A 24,569-nucleotide genomic window follows, 5' to 3' on the forward strand; every position below is an offset into this window, starting at 1 on the left:
AAAAAGATGAAAAAGCATATTCAGACCAGCAGCATCGCAATCGGCCTGGCCCTTGGCCTGTCGGCCATGGGCGGCGCAGCTGCGGCTCAGGACTGCACGACGAAAATCGGAGCGGTCCTGCCCACATCCGTGGACTGGGGCAAGCCGATTGCCGCAACCGCGCAGTATGTTGTCGACCAGGTGAACGCCGCGGGTGGCGTCGCTGGCTGCGATATTGAGATGGTTCTGCGTGACAGCCAGGTCGACCCCAAGGTCGGCGTGGATGCGGCCAAGGCCCTCGTTGATCTGGACGGTGTGCAGGTCTTGCTGGGGGCCGTGTCCAGCGGTGTGTCCATGCCGATCCTGACTTCTGTGACGGCTCCTGCCGGGGTCATGCAGATGTCGTGCTGTTCCTCGTCAACGGCCTTCACGGGCCTCGCAGAAGAAGGCAAGACCAAGGGTCTGTGGTTCCGCACTTTTGCAACAACGGGGGTTCAGTCAGCCGTTGCTGCGATGGTGGCCCGGGACAAAGGGTACAAGTCGATTGCAGTGCTCTACAAGAATGACGACTGGGGTCAGGATATCGGAAAACTGGTCGCAGCAGATTTTGAAGCCCTGGGTATTGAGGTCACATCCTCGGTCGCGCTGAATGACGGCCAGGCATCCTACCGCGCGGAAGTGACCGAAGCGCTGAAAGGCAAGCCGGAAGCCATCTATCTGGCCCTCTATCCCAAAGAGGGAACGGCTGCTGTGCGTGAATGGATATCGCTGGGCGGCACACAGAATATGATTGTTGCGAACTCACTGAAATCCGACGAGTTCCGCGAAAACGTTGGCCTGCAGTATCTTGCGAACATGACGGGCACCGATACCGCCTCCCCGCGCAGTGCATCAGCGACCAAATTCGTTGATCAGTACACCGAACACTTTGGCAGTGCTCCGAACGGCCCCGGCCTGTCCAACAGCTACGATGCTACAATGATCGCCCTGCTCGCAATGGAAGCGGCGGGCAAGGATGCAGGTGGTGATCAGATTGCGGCCATGGTCGCCCGTGTCACCGATCCGTCAGGCACACCGGTTTCGGCGGATGCTGACGGGTTTGCTGCAGCCAAAGAGATCCTCGCGGGCGGTGGCAATGTGTTTTATCAGGGTGCCACCGGCAACGTGCGTTTCGACGCGAACGGCGATGTGTCTGCACCTGCAGTGACCTGGGGCTTCTCGGAAAGCGGCATCGAAGAGCTGCAGTACATTTCGCTCGACGAAGTTGACGGCTTTATGAGCTCACTCAACTGAAGACAGCACGTGAGCTGATGTGAAGGGCGCCGCAGGACGGTGCCCTTTTCTTTGGCGGCACAGTTTAGCGGACCGGGTCAGGCCACCATACGGCGGAACCTTTCCGGTTCACTGAGTGCAGCAAAGACGGCAAGCGTTCCTTTGCGCGCCGCCTCAAGGTCCAGCACCTGACGGTCCAGATCCCGGAGAAACCCTGCCAGGACGCCGGACCGGGCATAGTCCGCCATGTGGGTGACATAGGCCACCGGCCAGTCATCCTCCAGCAGACCCCGCCTGATCATCGCGGCAGCACCAAGGGCAGAGCCATTGATGGCATAGCACGCCCCCCAGGCCCAGCTGTAGTCAGGACAACAGGCAACCTGCGGCGCAGGCGATCTGTACGTATCGAGATCATTTGCGAACGCCCGCAGCCTGGCGCGTTCCTCCGCACAGCCCGCAACCGGCGCAATGACGGCATTGGCGGGCATCGCGATATAGGCATGTGTCTGGCGCAGCGTTTCCAGCCATGCGAAATACCTGTCCCGACCGGAAAAACGCCCGTCCGACAGCCATGCATTTTCCGCAAGTCTGTGCGCCGTCGCGCTGGTTTCCCTCAGAAAAGCACGGTTTGTCATTGCAGCACCCTCGCAAGTTCATGCCGGAGCTGATCGGTAGACACCGGCTTCGTCAGACGCGGCACATCGGCAAGCTCAGGCGCGGTGGCGGCTTTCTCGCCATACCCGGTGACAAACACCACAGGCACACCTGCTTCGCGAAGCCTGACCGCCACAGCTTCGCTCGTCTCCCCGTGACCGAGATTGAAATCAAGAACGGCCAGCCCGGGCGTGACCGCATCCAGATAGTCCATTGCCTCGGATGCATTTGCGTAAACCTGCGCATCTGCAAAACCGAAATCCAGCAGTTGGTCACACATCTCTGTTCCGATGATAAAGTTATCCTCGACCACCAGCACAGAGCCCTCCAGCGCATCTTCCGGGATCTCAACTGACACAGCCGGGGTCAGCGGCAGGCTCTCATTCAGGCGCGCTGGCGTGGAGGAATCGTCGAAACACCGTTCCGGGAACCGGAACTTTGCCTGCACACCTTCCGGATAGAAGAACAATTCGGATTCCCCGCCCAGTTCATACGGCACCGACCGCGTGATCATCGTGGTCCCGAACCCCGCCTCCGGGTCAGTATTTACCGGCGGGCCACCTTTTTCCGCCCATGTGATCAGTGTGTCGCCACCATCGCGCGACAAACCCATCTCGACACATCCGCCCGCAGTCGACATTCCGCCGTATTTGACAGCGTTTGTGATCAGTTCATGCACCACCAGTGAAAAGATCGGCGCTATTTCGGCGAGGACATTCCGGTCTGTCCCCGTGATAACGAAACGGCCATCGGATGATGTATTATAGGGCTGAAGTTCTTTGCGGATCAGGCTCATCAGTGAAACCGGTTGTGGCAGAGTACCCGCAATCAGCTCATGCGATGCCGCAAGGGCCTGGATGCGGCTTTCCAGAGCAGTGGAATAGCTTTCCAGAGAACTGTACCGGCGGCGCGCCTGATGTGAGACAGACCGGACCAGTGCCAGAATATTGCGTACCCGGTGGTTCAGTTCATCAATCATCAGTGACTGCTGACGGTTCATGCGGTTCATAAGAGACTGGCGTTCAGAGGCATGCATGAGCGTCCGCACGTGCTGGATAAAGTAGACATCATCACCCGACCACGCCCGGCTGCTGCCCTGAACTGCCTCAAGAAACGCGGAGAATGATGCCCGTGGTGTCAGCCGCCGTTCGCCCTCGTGCACTTCGGTCTGCTTTTCCGGATTTCCGGCCCAGGAAACTTCCTGGACAACCTCTCTGCGGAAAATACACAGGACCCGGTCGCTGGACAGCAGTGTAACCAGCGCCCCGGCGCAGTCACCGGCCTCAGCCTGAAGATCCGGAAACCGCTGAACGAGATTGTCAATTGCGAGGACCCCACCCTGTTCGGCAAGCCCGGATTTACGTAGCTCATCGAGCAGAGCCTTTCCGGGAACAAGGCCGAAACAGGTGGATTTCTCCGCGCCCAGCGTTGCAATGCCGTCGGCGCCCATGACCTCCAGAACACTTGGCGCTATCTCTGTCATCATCCCGTCGAGCTGCAGGTCATCTGTCGTGCGCCCCATGATTTCGCTATCGAGCTGCCTGATCCGGTCCAGGGTATCCTGTTGACGGATCGACAGGAGCTTTGCCGAAAAAACCGGAATGATGTTTTCGAGGATCTCATGCAGAAACCGCCCGCAGTACCGCGGCGTCCCGTGATGGCAGGAGATGACTCCCACAGTTTCCCCTCCACAAGGACATTGAGCGTCAAAGTCGCCGCGGACCCCATGTTTCTGAGATACTGCAGATGTACGGGCGACATGCCGCGGCAGACTGAATGCGTCAGATCCAGAGGCGGCAGACCGGGTTGGGCCGTCAGAAGCGGGATCTGTAAGGCACTGGTGTCTGCACTGACCCGCAACGGAATATGCAGCATCATCTCGCGGGCCTGATCGGGGATGTCATAGCGTGGAAACCGCAGGCCATTGAAGGACGGCATCCCGGATCTGCAAGTCTCAGCGAGCACCTCACCGTTAAATTCCTGGTCAAAGCGGTACACCAGCACTCTGTCAAACCCGGTCAGGTGGCGTACAAGCTGGACAATCAGATCATACAGGTTCTGGTCCGTCCGGCAGCTTTGTATTTTACCAATCATGAAACTCATGGACTGGAGCATCCGTCCGTGATCCGTCTGATCCCGGTCCGATGGTTCCATGGAGATCACAAGACACCCGCCGCTGCTGCAGATGCTGAGATCCCAGCACCTTTCCTGCACACTGAACGTTCCGGCAAAAACAGCGTTCTTCCCGTGGCCGCCGCGGGAAAGAGCATTCCTGATACTGTGCCGGACTTCTTCGCCAAAGAGGGTCTGCAGGTTGCCGTTCAGAACTGCCTCAATGGGTCGGGCAAACACAGTGGCAGAGTTTTCGCTGGCATAACGCACCTCTCCTGTGTCCTGGTCGACAGCCACCACGCATCCGAAGGACTGAATGCACCCCGGAATGGTAATGGGTTCCTCGGAACAACGTTCGATGGCGCGGATGATCTGGTCTGCTTCGGATACGTTTTGCATGCGGTTCTCCTCACAACAGCCCCGTTTGTGGTGGCCGCGCATGAAAACACGCTGAAAGCACCGTACGGTGCGGTAACCGACGGGCGACGTGCAAAGTCTATTTTCTGTGCAGATCCCGCACTCCCCGAACGGAACGGAGAAAAAAGTTGCCCAAAATCCTTATCATGGAAGACGATCTTGAACTGAGTTATGACCTATCTCAGCAACTTGAAGCCGCCGGCCATCAGGTGACATCCTGCCGGACCGCTGACAGTGCCCGCGACGAACTCAAAACACACCCCTATGATCTGCTGATCACCGATATCTTTGTACACAGAAACAACAGATCGTCGAACGACGGGGGCATTTCACTGATTGCCTGGGTGCGCGGGCGGCCGGAAACTCACAACATGCCCATTATCGCCGTCAGCGGTTCCACGCATTATCCCGGTATGAAGTCCATTCTGACGGTCGCCAGGCGTATCGGAGCCGATGCCGTGCTTGAAAAACCGATGATCTTTTCAGAGCTTCTCTCGCAGATCAGCGGCCTTGTGTACCCCCGTTTCCGGGCCCCGCCAGCCTGCTGAGCCGGAGCAAAGTGCCTGCAGGTGCCCAGCTTATTCTGCGGCCAGTTGCACCGGCAGCGCTGTTGTTTCGGCGTTCTTACGGTCCGGGACCGGCACCAACTTTGATGACGTCCTGCGACCCGCCCTGCCATAAAGCAAGGCAAAAGCCGGTGGCGTAAAATAGAAGGACACAACAGCAGACAACAGCACCCCGCCAGCAATAGCCACGGCAAAGGGTGGCCAGAACCCGCCGCCCGCCAGAATGAGCGGCAGGAACCCACCGAATGTGGTGATGGTTGTTGAAATGATGTGCCGGCTGGAGCCACCCACCACTCTGGCCATGGCCTCTGTATTCCCGGCCGAGGCCTCTTTGTCAGCCTTCAGCCCGGTCAGAATGATGATTGCTGCGTTTATCGACACGCCGATTGATCCGATCACACCGATGATTGCGTTGATCCCGAAAGGGAACTGCATCACAGCCAGCGCCAGTATCGAAAGCCCGGCCGACAGAACACAGACGACCAGAGCAATCGCGGTCAGACGGAATGAATTAAAGGTCAGGGCAATAGCCGCGATTGTAAGCGTCACAATCAGGCCAACAGATGCCAGCAGATTACCAACGGTGTTGGATCGCGCATCTGAGTCGCCGCCAAGTTCCATGCGGTATCCGGCAGGCAGCGCGAAGCCAGCCTTCTCCATTGATCCCAGAACAGACTGCAGGGCTTCCTCGGGCAAAACGCCCGGCACAATGAAGGCCTGAACCGTGTTTGTCCGCTCACCGTTACGGCGTGTGATGACGCTTTCGGCAGGTTCCAGCACGGGATACGCCAATGCTGAAAGGGGAACCGCGGGAAACACCCCCTGTGCGGACAGGGCCGCCGCCCCGGGCAGAACCAGTGGCATATCCGTAATTGCAGACAGATCGCTTCGCAGCCCCTGCCCCAGCCGCACGCGCACCGGCAGCTGATCCGTACCCTCAACAAGGCTGCCACCGGTGACGCCAACCAGGGCTGTTTCAAGTTGCCGCGCCACATCCGTAACATTGAGACCCACCAGGCGGGCAGCCGCCTCGTCAATTTCAAACCGCAGCTGAGGTGCCCCCCTGCAACAACCGACCGTGCCTGGGTGACCAGCGGCAGATTGGCCATCAGGGCGCGCGCTTCATCGCCAAGCTCGCGCAGCACCTTCAGGTCGGGTCCCACAAACCGGACCTCGACGGGGGCATCAACAGGCGGGCCCTGTACCAGTGCGCGTACAATAATCCGGGTACCCGGGAACCTTTTGTCGAGATCTGACTGCAACTCAGGGACAAGACGTTCTGCGTCTTCTGCAGTTTCGGTCTTGATCATCGCCTGGGCATATCCCGGCTCGGAGGAGCGGCCCGCGGTGATGTTGTAGTAAAACGCCGGACCGGATTTGCCGATTGTCCAGAATACCTTGTCGATCCCGTCAGCCTCCGCCAGCAAAGTATCGATCTCACCTGCGATCCTGGCTGTCTCGTGGATCGCAGTGCCCGGTGGCATGTCGATCTCAAGATAAAACTGATCACGCTCGACGCCCGGAAAGAATTGGGCCGTCAGGGTCGGGAAAGACGCGAAGCCAAGAACGGGCAGGATCAGAGCCAGCGCCATCGACCGCAGCGGGTTCCGGACCGACCAGCGCAGCGACGCAGAGAAAAGCGGTCCCAGAACGGGAAGCGAAATGCCGGTTTTACTGCCCTTTTTCAGGAACCAGCCCGCCAGAGCCGGCGTCACTGTGACGGCGACGATCAGAGACCACACCAGCATCAGAACAACCGCAATCGCGATTGCGCCGACAAAGTCCCCTGCAGGTCCCGGCAGCAGGATCATCGGCGTGAAAGACAGCGCAGTGGTCACCGTCGATGCAAACAGAGGTGCCGCAAGTCTGCGGGTTGCATCGCCGGTGGCCGAAATGCGGGACATGCCCTTTTCCAGTCGCTGGCGCACTTCGTCGACCATGACAATGGCCGCATCCACCAGCAGTCCCAGTGCCACAATCAGACCTGTCACGGACATCTGGTGGATCGGCAACCCGATGAAATTCATACTGGCGAGGGTTGCGAGAGACACGACGGGCAGCACCAGCGCCACAATCGCAGCGGCCCGCACGCCAAGCGTCAGAAAGAGCACCCCAACAACCAGGGCAACGCCGATCGCCATGTTTGTTCCCACTTCAGCCAGACGGTCTGCCGTGTACTGGCTCTGATCGAACATCAGCGTCTCGGAAAGGCCGGCCGGAACAAGTGCGGCACCGTCGGCGAGCGTGTCGCGGACAAACCCCATCCAGCGGTCAATCTGGACACCATCCTGGGCCAGAACGCCGACCAGAACGGCCGCTTTACCATTGGCAATCGCCATTTCTTCAGGTGGATTTGCCTCGCCCCGGCTGATGTCAGCAATGTCAGACAACAGGACTCTGGCTCCGCTGTCATTTTCACGCAGAACGACCTGCCCCAACCGGTCGAGCGCTTCTATTTCGCCGGAGGTGGAGATTGTCAGATCCGTATCACTGCGCTGCAGACGCCCGGCCTGCACCTTGCCATCCGCGGCAGCAATGCGGCCTGATACTTCGTCGGCCGTCAGGCCAAGCGCTGTTGTCGCCTGCTGATCCAGTGCGACGAGAACCTCAGGTTCCGCCTCGCCAAAGAGATCAACAGCCCGGGTCTGGGGAACCGACCGCAGACGGTCGGCCAGATCTTCTGCATGTGCCTGCACGACGGACATCGGAACGGCAGAGTGCTCTGCTGTGACCGCAATGACCGCGGAATAGGCAGAAATTCCTTCTGCGTTAAATTCCGGTGCCTGAACGCCGGCCGGAAACCTGCTGCGCGCTTCTTCGACGGCATCGCGGGCTTCCGACCAGACCTGCTCGATTGTTGCCTCATCCAGTGTTTCAAGGAGTTCGACAGACACAACAGAAACCCCCGAACGGGAAACCGATGAGACAACATCGACTTCCGCGATCTCGCGCAGCTCTTCTTCGATCTCCGACGTAACGAGCGTTTCGACCCGCGCCGGATCAGCCCCCGGGAACGCAGTGGTCACGGTGGCAAACAGATTGGTAATCGTCGGGTCTTCCTGGCGGCCGAGAGACAGAAACGAGGACAGACCGGCTGTGATCAGAACGAGGAGGATGAGCGCAACAAGACGGGGCTGGCGAAAGGTGAGCGTCTCCATCCCTCAGCCCTCCTGGGCCAGAGGTCTGACCTGCTGGCCCGGCACAACACGGTGCGCACCTGAGGTCACATACCTGTCGCCCGCCTGCAGCGACCCGCGTACGAAAGCACGGGTCCCTTCGGCATGGATCACCTCGACGGATGCTGCCCGCAGAACGTCATCGTCTCCCACAACGAACACTGTCCACTGGCTGCCCGATCCCTCCCGCAGAGCATCCACGGGAACCCAGGCGCCACGCTGGGAAAGGCTTGTCGGCAGGTCCAGTGTTACAGTCTGGCCGAACACAGGTGCTGCGTCGCCTGTGATCGAAAAAAGGGCCGTGCGGGTTCGTGTGACCGGGTCAAGGTCAGGGCGGAACTGTTTCAGCCGTGCCAACATCGTCTGATCGCCAAGGCTCAGAGTAACGTCCGTACCAGGCGCAAGTTCGATACCAAGCGGCAGGCCGACGCGCACTTCTGGCGCAGATGTCCGGATCAGCGTGATCACCGGCTGGCCGGCGGTCAGTGTGTCCGCTGTTTCGGCATGCTGCGATCCCACCCGGCCATCAAACGGAGCCGTAACCACGGATTTCTCAATGTTGATCTGAACGGTATCAAGGGCTGCAGCGACCTCAGCGATGCGGTTGCGCAGTTCGTCACGGGTGCTGACGGCCTGATCCAAGGCTTCCTGGCTGGAAAAGCCGCGTTCGCGCAGCTGCGACGCCCGGACCACGCGGCTTTCCGCAAAGATCAGCTGATCGCTGATGGCGGCGCGTGAGGCCTCCAGACGGCGTGCCTCTGCTTCCAGAAGGTCTGTATCAAGGCGCGCGATGACCTGGCCGCTGAGAACATCTTCGCCTTCTCGGGCGCTCAGTTCCGTCACACGACCGGACAATTCAAAAGAAACAGTGACCTCTTCGGCCGCTTCAACCTGCCCCGTAAAACTGCGGACCACATCGTAGCTGTCCTGGTAGATGACCTCGGCCACGGAAACCGGCGTCAGTTCAGCGGCTTCCGGAGCCTCAACCCCTGCTGCCCGTCCCGCCAGAAACCCGCTGCCCGCGACGACGGCAAAACCCGCGACCCCCGCAACCCCCAGCGTCACCACTGTCGTGAAAAGGCCTCGCATGGCCCGTCTCAGAATTCCCGTTTGCTGTGTCATGATCATCTGATCCCGCATTGCATGTTAGCACCTCTAACATATGTTAGCATCTCTTACTTTGACAAGAGGTACGTTCTCTGAGAAAGATTGGATCATGAATGCAGGCCAACAAAACACAGCACGCGACAGCTATCACCACGGGGACCTGCGTGCCCAGTTGCTGGAAGCGACCCGCCAGCTGGTCGAGGAAAAGGGCCCCGACCAGTTCTCTGTCTCTGAAGCCTGCCGCCGCGCCGGAGTGTCAACCGCCGCGCCCTATAAGCACTTCAAAGATAAAGACGAAATGCTGCACCATATCGCGCATGCGGGGATGGAAAGGCAGCGTCAGCAGATGCTGGATGAACTGGCGCTGTATGATGCCGGAACGCTGGACAGAATCGTTGCGATGGGTCGCGTTTACGTACGGTTTGCGCTGGCAGAACCCGGTGTCTTCCGGCTGATGTTCGGTCTTTCAGAAGATCACGCGGACCATTGCGACCTCGTGCAGCTTGGCGATGACACCTTCTGTGTCGTGCAGGGCGAGGTCGCCAGATGCCATGGCAGAGCAGACATCATCGAATCAGATGTGAACGAAGCATTCCTGCTGTGGAGTTTCGTCCACGGCCTGTCTTTTCTGCTGATCGACGGCAAACTGAAGGATGCCAAGGTGCCCTTCGACATGGAAACGACCCTCCACGATGTTGCCGTTCGGGTCGTTGGCCAGCCTGACAGCTGACCGGGGTTATCAGGCCACCGGCATTTCCCGCCTTTCGCGCAGGTCCAGCAGCTGAGCAGCCTCTTCCGGTGTCGCCACGCGACATCCCATGGCGTGGATCAGTGCCGCCGCCGTTCTGACCTGTCCGGCATTCGACGTGGCCGGTTCACCCGGGCCCGACCAGAGAGAATCTTCAAGCCCGACACGTACATGACCACCGCCTGCGATGGACTGTGCTGCGATTTTCATCTGGTGCGCGCCTGCCCCCAGAACCGACCACACCATGTCATCGCCAAAGAGGCGCAGCGCGGTGCGCCGCATGTGGGCCACATCATCGGGATGCGCACCAATGCCCCCCAGCAGACCAAAAACCGTCTGAACAAAAAAGGGCGGTTTCACCAGCCCCTGATCGGCAAACCAGGCCAGGTTATAGAGATGCGCGGTATCGTAGCATTCGAATTCGAAGCGTGTGCCGTTTCCGCTGCATGCGTCAAGGACGGCTGCGATGTCTTTGTAACTGTTCCGGAAAACCAGATCCCTGGACCCTTCGAGGTGATCCTTCTCCCATCCGGAAATCTCCGGATAGCGCCCCAGCATCGGGAAGAGGCCCATATTCATGGACCCCATGTTGAGCGAGGCCAGCTGAGGCGCGAAATGGGCCGCCGGGCGCACCCGTTCCTCAACGGTCATATAGGGGCTGCCGCCGGTGGTCAGGTTCAGCACGGCCCGCGTGGCCCCCGCAATCTGCGGCACAATGCGCGCGAAGCCTTCGACACTCTGATCAGGTTTGCCGGTCTCTTCATCCCGGGCGTGCAGGTGCAGGATCGCAGCACCTGCCTCAGCTGCCGCTGTGGCCGAGGCAAAGATGTCAGCCGCAGTTGCAGGCAGATGCGGTGACATGGAAGGCGTATGAATGGCGCCGGTGATAGCACATGTAATAATGACGGGACGGCGCTCTGCCATATCTGCCTCCTGGCTTTGGGTCCCGAGCAGGCTCGCACAGGCACCGCATTGGTTTCCAGCCTGTTTCTGACCGCCCCGCCCTTCAACTGATTGCAATCTCGCCAGCCGGATGAAACGATTGCGGCAGGGTACGGGAGACAGCGCGTTGAATATTCTCTACATCATGTTTGACCAGCTCCGGCACGACTATCTGAGCTGCGCCGGCCACCCGACACTGCGCACTCCGAACATTGACAGGATCGCGCGTGAAGGTGTCCGGTTTTCAAACACCTACACCCAGTCGCCGGTCTGCGGCGCCGCCCGGATGAGTTGCTACACCGGCAGGTATGTGTCCTCGCACGGCGCACAGTGGAACGGATATCCCCTGCGTGTGGGGGAACTGACCCTGGGAGACCATTTGCGCGATGCCGGTATGGATTGCTGGCTGATCGGCAAAACCCATATGAAGGCCGACGTAAAAGGCATGGAGCGCCTTGGCCTGAGTCCCGACAGCATCATCGGCGCCCGGCAGGTCGAATGTGGGTTTGATACATGGTGCCGGGACGATGGGCTGTGGGCCGAGGGGCCGGACGGGCCATATGACACAAAGGAAAGTCCGTACAACACATACCTGAAATCAAAAGGATATGGCGGCAGCAACCCCCGGGCCGACTTCGCAAACGCGGGCGCAGAGGGCGAAGAGATGGCCACAGGCTGGTTTATGCACAACGCTGACCGGCCCGCGAACATCCGCGAAGAAGACAGCGAAACGCCATGGCTGACGTCCGAAGCCATCCGGTTCATTGACCAGGCCGAAGGTCCCTGGTGCGCGCACGTCAGCTATATCAAACCGCACTGGCCCTATATCGTACCGGCGCCCTATCACGATATGTATGGGCCAGAAGATGTCGTCGCCGCTGTGCGAGACCCACGCGAACTGGAGGACCCGAACCCGGTGTTCGCGGCTTTTACCGGGGGCCGGATCGGGCGCAGTTTTTCCCGCGACGAGGTGCGCAGCAAAGTCATTCCCGCGTATATGGGCCTCATCGCACAATGCGACGATCAGATGGGGCGACTGTTCGGTCATCTGGAAAAAACCGGCCAGATGGACAACACGATGATCATTCTGACCTCTGACCATGGGGATTATCTTGGTGACCACTGGATGGGCGAAAAGGATCTCTTTCACGCTCCCTCCGTCAGGGTTCCGCTGATCATCCGGGATCCAAGGCCACAAGCAGACGCCACGCGCGGGACCGTCAGCGAGACGCTGACCGAAGCCATTGATGTCACAGCGACAATCATTGATGCCGCGGGCGCAGAGGTGCCCGAAAATATAGTAGAAGGCCGGTCCCTGATCCCGCATCTGCATGACAATAAGGACAGGAAAGAGCGCGCGTTTGCGATCAGTGAATATGACTACAGCACACACCCGGCCGGGGCGGTTCTGGGCTTAGAGCCAAAAGATGCGCGCCTGTTCATGGTGGCGACGCAGGACTGGAAGCTGGTGCACTGCGAAGGCGGCATCGCACCAATGCTGTTCGATCTGGCCAATGATCCTGACGAACTCTGCGATCTGGGCCGTGATCCCGCGTATGCCGACGTGCGTGCGAGGATGTACGGGCATCTGCACAGCTGGACCCTGCGAATGTCCCAGAGGGTGACTGTGACGGATGGTGAAATCAAACGCCGTGCCAGCAGCCCACCTACGACCGGCATCCTCTTGGGGTTGTGGGATGGCAGCGAAACAGAACCGGCGTATTCAGAACGATACCGCGGCAAGGCACCGGCAAGACCGGAAGGCGACTGACGTCAGCCGTCCTGTTTTTGCGCCGCTTTCAGGGCCTGTCTGAGCGTATCACGGTCGCCGATATGGTTACTGAGAATGAGGATAAGCCGCGCATTATAAGCATCGCTGTCCTCTTTGCTCAGGCCCTCATGCGCGGCAAGAAGCTCCTGGTAAAAGCCATCCGGGTCATCGATATTGGGGGCGAGGTTCAGATCACTCATCGCTTTGCCTTCCGGTTGCCGTTCTGATTGCCCGCAGGATGGCATCACCGTCAAAGTCTTTCCAACGGGCAGCCACATGCTGATCCGGGCGGATGAGAACGATGATGCCCGACAGATCACCAAGGTACCGTTCCGACAAGGCCTTTGTGGGATCGTCGGCTGACGTACTGAGATGCAGCGTTGTCACATGCCGGTCGGGTAAATCGCATGCCGTATCCGCCCGGTTGATGCACAAAAGCGTGAAACCACCTGTCAGGTGATCCAGCAGGAACCCATCTGCCAGCGGTGCGTCCGGGCAGGCAGAACCGGGCCGGCTGGCACGGGGTGCATCCGCCACATCGGGCCCGTTGAGCGGCGAGCCGTCATAGGTACAGGGCACGGACAGGCGGCCGGAATTCACAAGAGGCCGGGCAAAAGCATATGAGCCCGCAAGCTCAAGCACTGCGTTGCGGAACACGACGCTCATATCGGATTTGGGCGTCAGAAAATCAGTCGCCCGTGTTGAGTTCAGGATATTTTCGTCCGCAGCCGCAATACGTTCCTCGGAATATGTATCCAGCAACTCTTCCGGTGCGTCCCCCCGGATCACGAGATCGAGTTTCCAGCACAGGTTATCCGCGTCCTGAATGCCAGAATTTGCACCACGGGCGCCGAATGGGGACACCTGATGCGCCGCATCACCTGCAAACAACACGCGATCGTGGCGGAGTTTTTCCATCCGCCTGCACTGAAAGGTGTAGATTGAGGTCCATTCCAGATCGTATTCGACCCCTTCGCCCAGCATGGCGTCGACCCTGTCGCGGATACGGTCCGGGTCGAGTTCCTTCGCACGGTCGATGTCCCAGCCCAGCTGGAAATCAATGCGCCAGATATCATCAGGCTGTTTGTGCAGCAGCGCCGACTGACCGCTGTTTTTGAAAGGCGGCTCAAACCAGAACCAGCGTTCGGTCGGGAAATCAGCCGTCATTTTGACATCTGCGATCAGAAAGTTATCCTCAAAAACCCGCCCGTCAAAGCTGAGCCCCATAATCTGCCGCAGTGCCGAACGCGCGCCGTCGCAGGCAATGACCCAGTCAGCCTCAACAGAATAGGCACCATCCGGAGTGTCCACCTGCAGCTCTGCATATCCGTCGTGTTGGGTGATGCCCGAAACCACATTGCGCCCCCGGATTTCAACAGGAGCACCCGCCGAGTGTGCGGCGTGTATTTCGTCGAGAAGGAATTTTTCAAACCACGGCTGTTGCAGATTAATGAAGGCCGGCCGCCGGTGACCCGCCTGAGGCTGAAGGTCGAATTCGAAAATCTGACTGTCGCGATGGAAAACACGGCCCACGTTCCACACGACACCTTTGTCCACCATCGCGTCGCCCGCGCCCAGACGGTCTGCAATTTCCAGCGTACGTTTTGCAAAGCAGATGGCGCGGCTGCCCTGCCCGACGCCCTCGTGGTCATCCAGCAGAAGCACCGGTGTGCCCCGTTTGCCCAGATCAAGAGCGGCAGCCAGCCCCACCGGGCCACCGCCGACAATAACAACTGGGTGACGGCGCGCCGGGCCATCCTGATCAGGTACTTTCGCGTAAGGGTATAAGCGAAAGGCCAGTTCGTACTGCGCGCCAACCATGGTCATGCTCCGCCCTCAGCCCTGCAGTTGTTCCCACATTTCCAGATCACGTTTGTCCGTCCAGATCCGTGGTGTATCCATACCGCGCGCTTCGTCATAGGCGCGCGAAACGTTGAACGGCAGGCAATGTTCGTAGATGGCGTAGTCACTGAATTTCGGGTCACATTCTTCACGCACCGCATGCCAGGCTTCATTGAGCGAGCCTCCGCGCGCGGCAACACGTGCTGCGGGCCTGTAGGTACTGTCCACGAAATCGCGCGTTGATGCGATGGCCCGGTTCACGGCGTCCTGCCCTGTCAGCGCACCGCCGCGACCGGGCGCAATTGCATCCAGCCGGTAATTCCGGATGACATCCAGCGTCGCCCCCCAGTCGGCAAAATGCCCATCCCCGCAGTAACACGCGGAGCGATCCTCAACGATGTCACCGGTAAACATCACATTCTGGTCGGGCACATGAATGACCGCATCTCCCGCCGTATGGGCGCGTCCCGGGCAGCTGATGTCGACCCGCCGTTTGCCAAGATAAACCGTCATGCTTCTGCTGAAGGTCGTCGTGGGCCATGTGAGGCCCGGAATGCTCTCGTGACCTTCGAACAGACGCGGAAACCGCTGGAATTCACTGTCCCAGTCTTCCTGTCCGCGCTCAGCTACCATGGCACGGGCCGTGTCAGACATAATGATCTGACCCGCATTATAAGCGGACGCGCCCAAGACCCGTACTGCGTGGTAATGCGTCAGCACCAGATGGCTGATCGGCTTGTCCGTCACGCTGCGGACTTTTTCGATGACCAGGCCGGCAAGACGCGGCGTGGCCTGCGCCTCAATAATCATCACACTGTCGTCGCCGATAATCACGCCGGAATTTGGATCTCCTTCGGCGGTAAAGGCCCAGAGCCCTTCTCCGATTTCATCAAAGGTGATCTTTTTATCGGTCATATCGCCTTGTGACGCGAACTTCTTTGACATTTTACGATCTTCTTTCTGTTTTTCCTGTTCAGGCCCGTTGGCTTCTTTCTCAGCCATCTTAGGGCTGCGTCATCCGAGCTTTCTGTTCAATCGTGCCGAATATTGACTGCCCCTCACTGTCTTCCATCCACATCCTGACGTTGTCACCGTGCTGCAGAAACGGGGTCGCCGGAGCGCCTGCCTCAATGGTTTCGATCATACGCTGCTCTGCGATGCAGGAGTACCCGGCGCCGCCGTCAGACACTGGTTTTCCCGGCCCGCCGTCCAGTTTGTTCGAGACAGTTCCCGACCCAATTATCGTGCCGGCCGCGAGGTCGCGTGTTCTGGCGGCATGCGCAATCAGCGTGCCGAAGTCGAAGGTCATATCGATACCGGCATCCGCGCGGCCAAACGGCTCGCCGTTCAGATCGACTTTCAGGACGCCCTGCAAACGACCATCGCGCCATCCCGGAAGCGCATCCGGCGAGACAGCCACGGGAGAGAAAGAACAGGCGGGTTTCGACTGCACAAACCCGAAACCCTTGGCCAGCTCACCGGGGATCAGGCCCCGCAGCGAGACATCGTTGCAGAGCATCACGAAACGAATTGCGGACAATGCCTCGTCCCGGCTGGCGCCCATCGGAACGGCCGCCGTGATAACAGCAATCTCCCCTTCGAAATCCACGCCCCAGTCCGGCTGACCGGGGATGTCATCACCCGGTGACAGAAAACTGTCCGAGCCGCCCTGATACATCAGCGGATCGGTCCAGAAGCTCTCGGGCATCTCCGCCCCCTCGCCCGGCGTACAAGCTCGACGTGGTTTACATAGGCGGATCCGTCAAGAAACTGATAGGCGCGCGGCAAGGGCGATCTGCACCGTCCCGCGTCAAATTCCAGTGCGGCGCCCTCCGGCGAAATCCGGTCCGCGTCCAGCGCCTGCTGGAGCGTGTTTTCTGCGCAGAACTGTTGCGTTCTGAGGTCATCGGACACGACGACCAGCCGGCCGTCCGGGGTTCCGTCATCTGTGGTTGCGATTTTCATTTCCGCCCCGGCGTTCCATCAAACTTCTTTTCAAGGTCTTCCCAGCAGTCGATGTAGTCGTCCTGCAAAGGTGCTTCCTTACCGGCGAAAGTGGTCAGGTGCTGAGGGAAGCGCGTCTCAAACATAAAGGACATCGTGTTGTCGAGCTTGTCCGGGCCGAGATTAGCATTGCTCGCGCGCTCGAAGGCATCCCGGTCCGGGCCGTGCGGCAGCATCATGTTGTGCAGCGACATGCCCCCCGGCACGAAGCCCTGCGGTTTGGCATCATACTGGCCATAAATATTGCCCATCAGTTCCGACATGATGTTCTTGTGATACCACGGCGGCCGGAACGTATTCTCCGCGACCATCCAGCGTTCCCGGAACAGAACAAAGTCAATATTTGCAGTGCCGGGCTGGCCCGAGGGCGCCGTCAGAACCGTAAAGATCGATGGATCGGGATGGTCAAAAAGCACGGCACCGACCGGGCAATAGCTTTCGAGATTATACTTATACGGAGCGTAGTTTCCGTGCCAGGCCACCACATCCAGCGGCGACTGTCCGATATGGGTTTCGTGGAATTGCCCGCACCATTTTATGGTTACGGTGGACGGTACTTCGCGGTCCTCATAGGCGGCTACGGGCGCTTTGAAGTCACGTGGATTGGCCATGCAGTTTGCGCCGATTGGCCCGCGGCCGGGCAGTTCGAACTTCTGACCGTAATTCTCGCAGACAAAGCCCCGGCAGGGACCATCGAGCACTTCGACCCGGTACAGAAGGCCGCGGGGCAGGATGGCAATTTCCTTCGGGGCAAGGTCGATAATGCCCAGCTCGGTACAAAACCGCAGATGACCCTCCTGTGGAACCACCAGCAGTTCGCTGTCTGCTGAATAGAAATACTGATCCACCATGGATGCGGTGACGAGGTAGATATGGCTGGCCATGCCCACCTGGGTGTTAACATCGCCTGCTGTGGTCATGGTCCGCATGCCGGTGAGCCAGGTCAGCGGCGTGTCGCTGTGTGGCACCGGGTCCCAGCGGTACTGTCCAAGACTGGTTACATCATCCGGCATGTGTGGTGCCGACTTCCAGTAGGGCAGATCTACACGCTGATATCTGTGTGAATGCCGCACAGACGGTCTGATCCTGTAACACCAGGTGCGTTCGGGACGCTCATGCGTGAAGGCGGTTCCGCTGAGCTGCTCACCATAGAGCCCGTAGTTGCACTTCTGCGGACTGTTCATGCCCTGGGGCAATGCATCCGGCAGTGCCTCGGTTTCAAAGTCATTGCCGAAGCCCGGCATGTAGCCCGCATGTGGCCCGGGAAGCGACGGTGCCTGGACAAGAGGCGCGCTCTCGGTGTGACGGTTCATCCGGTGTCCTCCCCTTTTGCAGCTGCTCAAGGGGTGTAGTTGTTGCTTTTGTAACTATCAATAGTCCTGTAGCACACCGGCAGCGGCTTCAGGGATAAAACGGGTTAGCGGGTGTCCGCTGACCGCCAGACATCCGCGCGCCGCATCAGCCGGGCGACTTCCTCACGCACATCGTCGGCGCTCAGGATAAAGGCCTCCCGCGCCGAAGCATTTCCGGAGCGTCCGGGACGCAATGCTGCAACCATGCCCACGAGCTGACCGCGCCTGTCAAAGACCGGACCGCCCGAAAACCCGCGCCGCACCCCCGGCATACGGGCAATGACCCCCCGCCCGAAAGGCCGTACAGTCTGCATCCCCGAAGACACCGTGCCCGGCACAGTCACCTGACGGCGGGGTGCACCACTGGCAGCGATAACACCAACTGCATAGACGGACTGACCACGACCATCGCGTGCCTCGCCCGAAGGGGCAACCGGCAGAAGCCCGTCTGATATGGACAGCACAGCAAGATCGATGCGGGGGCTGACCGCCAGAATGCGCGCTGCAACGCGTGGCTGGCCGGGCAGCAAAAGGTAAATCAGATCGCCCGCATCACGCCCGCCGACCACATGGGCATTGGTGACAGCGATGCCCTGCGAAATCGAAAACGCGGATCCGGTGACTGATCCGTTCACCACAGCCGCATGATACATGACCGGTTTTCGCGCCTCGATGGCATGCACGCGCGCTGTGTGCAGGACCGAAACCAGCGCAAACACCACGAAAATCCGGACGACAACCGACGCGACGCAGAAAAGCCTGCGCCCTGCTCTGCTCAAAAGCATGGATACACTCCAACCCAAATTGCCCGAAACATCGGACAAACCCGGGTAAGAGACTGCGCCACGCACCTTAATGCGGGGCTAACGGTGGCTCCGTGATTTCAGCGGATTTTATTCAACACAGCCGCGGGACGTCAGAAACGTGCAACTGCCCCCAGAAAGAAGCGGGTTTCCGCAGAGGAGTCTGTTGTGTCGTTTGCAGTGCCGCTGATCTGGCGCACGATGGTGGGCGTCAGGGAAAGCCATGGGGTGACTGCAATGCGCGCACCAATCCCGACTGATCCGAGGTTCTCCCACTGGATACCGTCCCGTGCAATGGACCTGTCGTATGCCCGGCCGTAATCCACAAAGGCGAATACATCTGCCGCTTCCGCGAAGGAACCGAGGGCATCTGCACCCAGTGTCCGGCGCAGTTCCGCGCGGCCCGCATATCCGGAATCGCCCGACGTGTTACCGGGGGCAAAACCCCGTCCGATTGTGGAACCGCCAAGGAAGAAACGCTCTGAATTCGGCTGAACGCCCCGTGTCATCTGACCGGTGATTTCACCATAGAGCGACCACGGTCCGTCCCCCAGAGACTGAAGCCGCGACAGGCGTATCTGGGCGGATGTGAAGGTCAGTTCCCCCGCCGCAGGACCCGTGGCAGATCGCCGTGCACCGGCAACATCAAGCCCCTGCCGCAGAGACACATCCACCAGGCTGATCCCGCCCCGGCGGTCCGCAACATCCCAGTGCCAGTCCTGTTTCCAGAACAACCAGCCGGTCCTCTTCTTCGGTCGACAAACCCGACAGCCGCGTTTCCGCATCGCTCTGACGCGCAGTCAGCCCGAACCGGCCGATCAGGTTGGACGATCTTGTACGCACGAACGGGACGACCAGCGCCGCGGAAATCTCCTGCTGCTCAGAAATCGTTGTCAGGTCTGCTGTAGCACCTGTCTGTGTCAGATCGGGATCGCCCCGGAACACATTGGCATCGAGCCGCAGCCGCGCGCCGTCCAGAAAACTGCCGGCGACACCAGACAGCGGCGCCTCAAATGTAACAGCCCCAAACACCAGAGATGTTCCCTGCGGCGCCAGTGCCAGCGTGTAATCCATCGTCTCATTCAGGCCGAAAGCATTGAACGTTCTCAGCCCCGCGCCCAGCGTCCATTCGCCATAAAGACGCGAGCCCCGGTTATCGACAGACACGTAGCCTGTGCGGTTCTGCGGCGTGATACTGACATCCAGATCGGCCGCACCGAACGTGTCCGGGGAGGGACCAAGAACTGTCTGAACCGACCCGGGCGAGGCCCCGCCCACCGCATCACGCGACAGCAGAACGCCGCGCTCGAGCGTCTCAAGGCGCAATGGTCTTTCGCTGTCGGTCGCGCCAAAATACTCTTCGACCAGGCGTTGCTGTTCCGGTGCACCGCCGTTGAGACGCAGATCGTCAATGAAACCCTCAACAACGATGATCTCGACCACACCATCATCGATCGACTGCGCCGGCAGTATGGCCTGTGACAGAACATAACCGGCCTCGCGGTAGGCCGCGCTGATGCGTGCTGCGATGGCGTTCAGTGTGGGCACGGTGACCGGCTGGTCCAGAAGGTTCGCCCAGATGGGCGTCAAAACCTCCTGCTCCAGGACGATTGCACCTTCCAGTGCGACGCCGCGCAGAATAAATGAGGGCCCGTCGCCGCCCGGCTGAAGCGGTCCGCCGGCCTCCGGCGTTTCCGGTGATGAGACACGCGGTTCTTCCTGACCTGTGGTGTCCGGCAATGGCGGCACCTCAGGAGCCTGCGCCTGAGAGACGGCCGGAGTTGCCGCGAGAACAGTAGTCAGCAGAAGGGAGTGCAGGCGCATTAACGACGATCCCAGTATGATTCTGGCCGCACCACCGGCACGCATCCGGCGCGTGGTGCAGTACCGATATTCGCAGCAACGCCGCAGTCTCCGCTTGTTTCAGCGTCAAGCCCGCCCGCAGCAGGAACAAAGCCCTGTGAACCCGTATCTCCAGCCTGCGCAAAGGTTTCGACTTCGCCCAGAGAGTAGGTCAGTGCGAATGGGTCAGACTGTGCCAGCGGCGCATCCCGCTCAGTGGTGCGGAATGCGGCATCACCAGGTGTCAGCGGATAGGCGCGGCGCCCTGCCCGGCGGGCACCATCCACGCCGCCCTCGCTCAGGTCCGTTGCTGCCAGGCTGTCAGGCGCCACAGCACCGACAGTCAGAACACCATCAACAAAGGTGATCGCGTAATTGCCTGATGTCACAACAGCGGGGGTGATGGCAAATGTGCCCGCGGGGCTGGCCTGCGTCGCCGGTGTTGTCAGTGTCAGGTTGCCATCCAGATCACCGATTGTCTCCCCCAGAACAAAACCCGTGATGGTCTCGGTGAAGACCGGGTTTGGTTCACCCGCATCGCGGCTGGCATCATTTGCTGTAATCGTGAGAGGGGCCGGGTTGACAGTCAGCGTTCCGTTTTCAAGAGGAGCGAGCGCATATCCCTGATCAGAAGCCGTCCCAGCCATAAGAATGATGTCATAAGGACTGCCATTGACCTCTGCCGTCGCCGGGGCACCTGTGCTTGACACCGTCACCAGAGCCGTCAGGGCGGTCGCCTCAGAATCCCCGGGCCGAAGCCCGGCAACCGTAAACCCGAGCAACCCGGTGACGTCATCCCCATAAGTCTTGGTCAGGGAATTTGCTGTGAACCGCAGAACGGGCTGTTCTGCATAGACGATGCGGTTACCTGCAAATGTCGCACCAAAGGGATCGCGGTTTCTTGGATTGTACGCGCGGTTATAAAGGTCGAACTGACCGGAGTCCGGTTCGGTACCGGTCAGACCGGCGAAGGTATCGATGTAGAGAAGCCAGCGGGCACCTGCTGCAGGTGTTGTCAGAACGTCCGCGCCGGCATCATTGCGGAACGCGTTTCCGGCGGCGACAACAACGGATGTGCCCCCCGCAGTTCCTGTCACACGCGCGCCGCTGTCAAGGCGCACGCCACCATCTGTCTGCAACAGAACCGTTGTAGCCTCGACCGGCCCCCCGATGCGGATCATGCCGCCCGTACCGGCATCTGCACTCGCGGTCACATCAAACCGCTGGCTGGCTGAACTGAAACTGCCCGAGGCCAGCGTAAAATCAGAACCGGGGTTCAGATCAAATCTGGGACGTATTGTCGCCGTGATATCGCCGGTCAGTGTGGTGTCGCCGGTGCCACGTACAAAACCGCGCCAGCTCTGCGTTCCTGCATCAAGGTTCAGGGAGGCACCGTTCAGCGCCTGGATCTGGCCTCTTGCTCCACCGGTGCCATCGGCAACGGTCAGTGTGTCCGCGTCAATACTGATGGAGCCCCCTGCGCCCGCCAGAATCTGGGCGTGGCCACGGTTCGAGCCATTGCCGCCCAGAACGGAAACAACCGGTGCGGTCAGGGAGATGTCAGACGAGTCACGCGTCCGTCCCAGCCTTGCCAGCTGGCGCGACCGCGTACCACCCTGCAGACGGATCTCCGTCGCCGCGACGATATCAATTGCGCCGGAATTTGAATAAATCTGCGTATTGCGGTTCGTATTGTTCGTGCGCTGCAGTAGAACGCTGCCATTTGTCGCTTCCAGCAGCATACGGCCCTGGTTGGTTCGCAGGATCTGGTTGGCCCCCGATCCGCCAAAGACAACGTCGCCTGCACGTGAAAGGACCGTCACGTCGCCACCCCTGGTGGAGTTTACGTTCCTGTTGATCGTCACATCATTCTGCGCACGCAGGTCGATTGACCCCTGACCGGTAGAAGCAACAGACCGGTTCAGGGTAAGCTGATCTCCGGCATCAATCAGATATCCACCCGAGCCGCGGTTCTGCTGGTCACGGTCGACCGTCACGGAACCGTCGGCCCTGATTTCCACATTACCCGCACCACGGCTGAAAACCGACCGGTTCAGGTCGACAAACCCGCCTGCATTGATGTTGATATTACCGGTCGAGAATGTCTGCACATTGCGGTTCACGGTCACATTGCCACCCGCGGTCATGGCGATGTCACCGGTTCCGCGGCTTTGTATGTCACCGGTTTGCACTCGGATATCGGTGCCTGCATTCAGGACCAGATCGCCGGCGCCGTCTGACCGCAGCCTGCGGTTCACGACAATGCTGGTTCCTGCATCCAGTGTGACGTTTCCTGCGCCATCAGTCCGCAATGATCTGTTCAGGACAATGTCCGCATCAGCATCAAGGGTAAGGCTGCCAGCACCGTTCCAGCGCAGATCGGCTGCGACCGTGATGTTGCCCGGGTCCGTTGAGCCCGCCTGATCAGTTGTGATCGTAACATCAGAGCCAGCATTCAGCACGGTACGGATCGAATTGCGGTTGATCCGGAAGTCACCGGCCCCGGCAGGCGGATTGTTTACCCCAGCTGTCGCACCGGACCCACCGTTCGCAATAACCACGTTGCGCGGATCAAGCAGCCATTGCCCACCAGAACCCAGTGCAACTTTCGCGTTATCACCGACATCAAGGTTGATGCGGCCGGATGTTTCGACAAATCCCCCGGAAATACTGCCGGTTGCCGAAATCATGCCGTCAAACCACGTGCTGTCGTCGGACCAGACGACCACGTCACCGCCGGAGCCCGAAGCGCCATCTGCGGAAAGTTCTGCCCCCGAGGCAACGCGGGTCTGCTCTGCGGTCCGCAGGTCACCGCCACCTTTGACGTCTCCTCCGGCCAGAATGCTGCCGCCGTCCGTGCCCCCATCTGCCAAAAGACGCGCCGCCGCGGAGATTTCCACTGTTTCGCCCAGCACCCAGATGCTGCCGCCGGAAGACTCCTCAGAGGACGCATCAACAGTCCCGGCCACCCGGACACCTCCGCCGCCGCGACCGACCAGCTCAATGCTGCCGCCTATGCGTGCGCCGGAAGCCGCCCGGATCACGCCAGATGTATTGATCACACTGTCCAGAGCACCTGCAGCGCCACCGGCTGTCAGCAGCACACGGCCGCCAGATACATCTATCGAGCCGGATTGCGTAACGCGACCACCCTGTGGCGCGCCATCAACAGCGACCTGGAACACGCCGTCACCAGACAGGTCGATGGTGGTCGTTGTGCCGGAAGCGAGCGTAACCGTCCCCATATGGGCCGAAATCACACCCGCGTTCTCAACATCTGTGCCAACCAGCGCCACAAGACCTGCATCGCCGATGGTAAAACTGCCTTCGTTCACGACCCGTGCGCCGGGGCGCTCCCCGCCACCGATCCGGAAATTGCCACTGGACATGAAATGATCAGCGTCCACGATCTGCGACGATGCCACGAGCCCACCGGTATCCACGCGGGCCGTGCCGGAAAAAAGCACACCCGCCGTGTTCTGGATGACCACAGTTCCGGGTGCCGTAATCGTTCCCTCGATCAGGCTGGGTGTAACGGACTGCACCCTGTTGAGCGTCGCGGAACTGCGTCCCGGCTGATCGAACACCACCGTATGGTCACGGCCAACATCAAATCCCTGCCAGTCAATGATCGCCCGCTGACTCGATTGCTGAATGACTGACGTCGTAGCTGTCTGTGAGATGGATGCCGCACCTGCGGCAACCACGCCGCCTTCGGGCGACTGTGCGACTACAGACCCGGCGCCGAAATATGATGCCCCCAACATAAGTGCAATTGCGGACGTGCCCGCGCGTAAAAACCGCCGGTAGTTTCCTGACTGCCTCTGTTCCCGCATACCGATACTCCACTGGCCCAAACCGGGCACACTACCCGTAAATCTAATAAAATTTTACTCAATATAGAAAAGTCGGGAAGTTCCAGCGAGTGTCGAATATGCAATAGGTTAATGGCAAAAAGGCCGTTTTTCGATGCCGTGGGCGC

The 24,569-nt window shown here is 59.8% G+C and carries 20 protein-coding genes and 1 pseudogene; 4 read left to right on the forward strand and 17 right to left on the reverse strand.

The genetic code is table 11. The annotated features are described in order from the left end of the window. Positions 1-6: 6 nt before the first annotated feature. On the forward strand, positions 7-1,272 hold the full coding sequence (locus tag ACZ1HA_RS10905; RefSeq protein WP_472713877.1) for an ABC transporter substrate-binding protein: 1,266 nt from the start codon (positions 7-9) through the stop codon (positions 1,270-1,272). 77 nt (positions 1,273-1,349) lie between these two features. On the opposite strand, the gene ACZ1HA_RS10910 is transcribed toward ACZ1HA_RS10905, so the two are convergent. The 3 genes from ACZ1HA_RS10910 to ACZ1HA_RS10920 are packed head-to-tail and all read right to left on the reverse strand — an operon-like array spanning position 1,350 to position 4,416. Further along, on the reverse strand, positions 1,350-1,886 hold the full coding sequence (locus ACZ1HA_RS10910; protein ID WP_472713878.1) for a heme oxygenase-like domain-containing protein: 537 nt from the start codon (positions 1,884-1,886) through the stop codon (positions 1,350-1,352). Then, on the reverse strand, positions 1,883-3,427 hold the full coding sequence (locus ACZ1HA_RS10915) for an HWE histidine kinase domain-containing protein (protein WP_472713879.1): 1,545 nt from the start codon (positions 3,425-3,427) through the stop codon (positions 1,883-1,885). The genes ACZ1HA_RS10910 and ACZ1HA_RS10915 overlap by 4 nt, the downstream gene beginning before the upstream one ends. Next, positions 3,388-4,416 (reverse strand): GAF domain-containing protein, encoded by a 1,029-nt coding sequence (locus ACZ1HA_RS10920; RefSeq protein ID WP_472713880.1) that lies wholly within the window; start codon positions 4,414-4,416, stop codon positions 3,388-3,390. The genes ACZ1HA_RS10915 and ACZ1HA_RS10920 overlap by 40 nt, the downstream gene beginning before the upstream one ends. 146 nt (positions 4,417-4,562) lie before the next feature. Between ACZ1HA_RS10920 and ACZ1HA_RS10925 the strand changes: the two genes are divergently transcribed. Further along, on the forward strand, positions 4,563-4,982 hold the full coding sequence (locus ACZ1HA_RS10925) for a response regulator (RefSeq protein ID WP_375230509.1): 420 nt from the start codon (positions 4,563-4,565) through the stop codon (positions 4,980-4,982). 30 nt (positions 4,983-5,012) lie between these two features. Here ACZ1HA_RS10925 and ACZ1HA_RS10930 read toward each other — a convergent pair whose 3' ends face one another. The 3 genes and pseudogenes from ACZ1HA_RS10930 to ACZ1HA_RS10940 form a co-directional block, all read right to left on the reverse strand. Beyond that, on the reverse strand, positions 5,013-6,014 hold the full coding sequence (locus tag ACZ1HA_RS10930) for an efflux RND transporter permease subunit (RefSeq protein WP_472713881.1): 1,002 nt from the start codon (positions 6,012-6,014) through the stop codon (positions 5,013-5,015). Between the two features lie 119 nt (positions 6,015-6,133). Then, a pseudogene (locus tag ACZ1HA_RS10935) lies at positions 6,134-8,158 on the reverse strand (efflux RND transporter permease subunit); the annotation flags it as partial. Positions 8,159-8,161: 3 nt separating this feature from the next. Beyond that, positions 8,162-9,298 carry an efflux RND transporter periplasmic adaptor subunit gene (locus ACZ1HA_RS10940; protein ID WP_472713882.1) on the reverse strand — a complete coding sequence of 379 codons (1,137 nt, stop codon included), beginning with the start codon at positions 9,296-9,298 and terminating at the stop codon, positions 8,162-8,164. A gap of 94 nt (positions 9,299-9,392) precedes the next feature. Between ACZ1HA_RS10940 and ACZ1HA_RS10945 the strand changes: the two genes are divergently transcribed. Continuing rightward, positions 9,393-10,013 carry a TetR/AcrR family transcriptional regulator gene (locus ACZ1HA_RS10945; protein ID WP_472713883.1) on the forward strand — a complete coding sequence of 207 codons (621 nt, stop codon included), beginning with the start codon at positions 9,393-9,395 and terminating at the stop codon, positions 10,011-10,013. 9 nt (positions 10,014-10,022) lie between these two features. On the opposite strand, the gene kce is transcribed toward ACZ1HA_RS10945, so the two are convergent. Further along, a complete protein-coding gene (gene kce, locus ACZ1HA_RS10950) occupies positions 10,023-10,955 on the reverse strand; it encodes a 3,5-dioxohexanoate:acetyl-CoA acetone transferase (RefSeq protein ID WP_472713884.1) in 933 nt (310 codons plus the stop codon). Between the two features lie 145 nt (positions 10,956-11,100). On the opposite strand from kce, the gene ACZ1HA_RS10955 reads away from it, so the two are divergent. Next, positions 11,101-12,744: a sulfatase-like hydrolase/transferase gene (locus ACZ1HA_RS10955; RefSeq protein ID WP_472713885.1), complete on the forward strand. Its 1,644-nt coding sequence runs from the start codon at positions 11,101-11,103 to the stop codon at positions 12,742-12,744. 2 nt (positions 12,745-12,746) lie between these two features. Here ACZ1HA_RS10955 and ACZ1HA_RS10960 read toward each other — a convergent pair whose 3' ends face one another. From ACZ1HA_RS10960 to ACZ1HA_RS11005, 10 genes are all read right to left on the reverse strand, one after another. Further along, on the reverse strand, positions 12,747-12,944 hold the full coding sequence (locus tag ACZ1HA_RS10960; protein WP_472713886.1) for a DUF2783 domain-containing protein: 198 nt from the start codon (positions 12,942-12,944) through the stop codon (positions 12,747-12,749). Continuing rightward, positions 12,937-14,565 carry an FAD-dependent oxidoreductase gene (locus tag ACZ1HA_RS10965; RefSeq protein ID WP_472713887.1) on the reverse strand — a complete coding sequence of 543 codons (1,629 nt, stop codon included), beginning with the start codon at positions 14,563-14,565 and terminating at the stop codon, positions 12,937-12,939. Before ACZ1HA_RS10965 ends, ACZ1HA_RS10960 begins: the two co-directional genes overlap by 8 nt. Positions 14,566-14,580: 15 nt before the next feature. Beyond that, positions 14,581-15,531 (reverse strand): MBL fold metallo-hydrolase, encoded by a 951-nt coding sequence (locus ACZ1HA_RS10970; protein WP_375230964.1) that lies wholly within the window; start codon positions 15,529-15,531, stop codon positions 14,581-14,583. Positions 15,532-15,589: 58 nt separating this feature from the next. Next, entirely contained in the window at positions 15,590-16,294 is a 705-nt protein-coding gene (locus ACZ1HA_RS10975; protein ID WP_472713888.1) for a fumarylacetoacetate hydrolase family protein, read from the reverse strand. Then, entirely contained in the window at positions 16,264-16,551 is a 288-nt protein-coding gene (locus tag ACZ1HA_RS10980) for a hypothetical protein (RefSeq protein ID WP_472713889.1), read from the reverse strand. The genes ACZ1HA_RS10975 and ACZ1HA_RS10980 overlap by 31 nt, the downstream gene beginning before the upstream one ends. Further along, complete coding sequence (gene hmgA / locus ACZ1HA_RS10985; protein ID WP_472713890.1) at positions 16,548-17,903, reverse strand: homogentisate 1,2-dioxygenase; 1,356 nt, start codon at positions 17,901-17,903, stop codon at positions 16,548-16,550. The genes ACZ1HA_RS10980 and hmgA overlap by 4 nt, the downstream gene beginning before the upstream one ends. Before the next feature lie 104 nt (positions 17,904-18,007). Then, a complete protein-coding gene (locus ACZ1HA_RS10990; protein ID WP_472713891.1) occupies positions 18,008-18,727 on the reverse strand; it encodes a S1 family peptidase in 720 nt (239 codons plus the stop codon). A 131-nt stretch (positions 18,728-18,858) separates the two neighbouring features. Then, positions 18,859-19,419, reverse strand: a complete 561-nt coding sequence (locus tag ACZ1HA_RS10995) for a ShlB/FhaC/HecB family hemolysin secretion/activation protein (RefSeq protein WP_472713892.1) — start codon at positions 19,417-19,419, stop codon at positions 18,859-18,861. Further along, entirely contained in the window at positions 19,391-20,569 is a 1,179-nt protein-coding gene (locus ACZ1HA_RS11000) for a POTRA domain-containing protein (RefSeq protein WP_472713893.1), read from the reverse strand. Before ACZ1HA_RS11000 ends, ACZ1HA_RS10995 begins: the two co-directional genes overlap by 29 nt. After that, on the reverse strand, positions 20,569-24,423 hold the full coding sequence (locus ACZ1HA_RS11005; RefSeq protein ID WP_472713894.1) for a two-partner secretion domain-containing protein: 3,855 nt from the start codon (positions 24,421-24,423) through the stop codon (positions 20,569-20,571). Before ACZ1HA_RS11005 ends, ACZ1HA_RS11000 begins: the two co-directional genes overlap by 1 nt. Positions 24,424-24,569: the final 146 nt, after the last annotated feature.

The sequence above is a fragment of the Roseobacter sp. S87 genome, assembly GCF_055693285.1.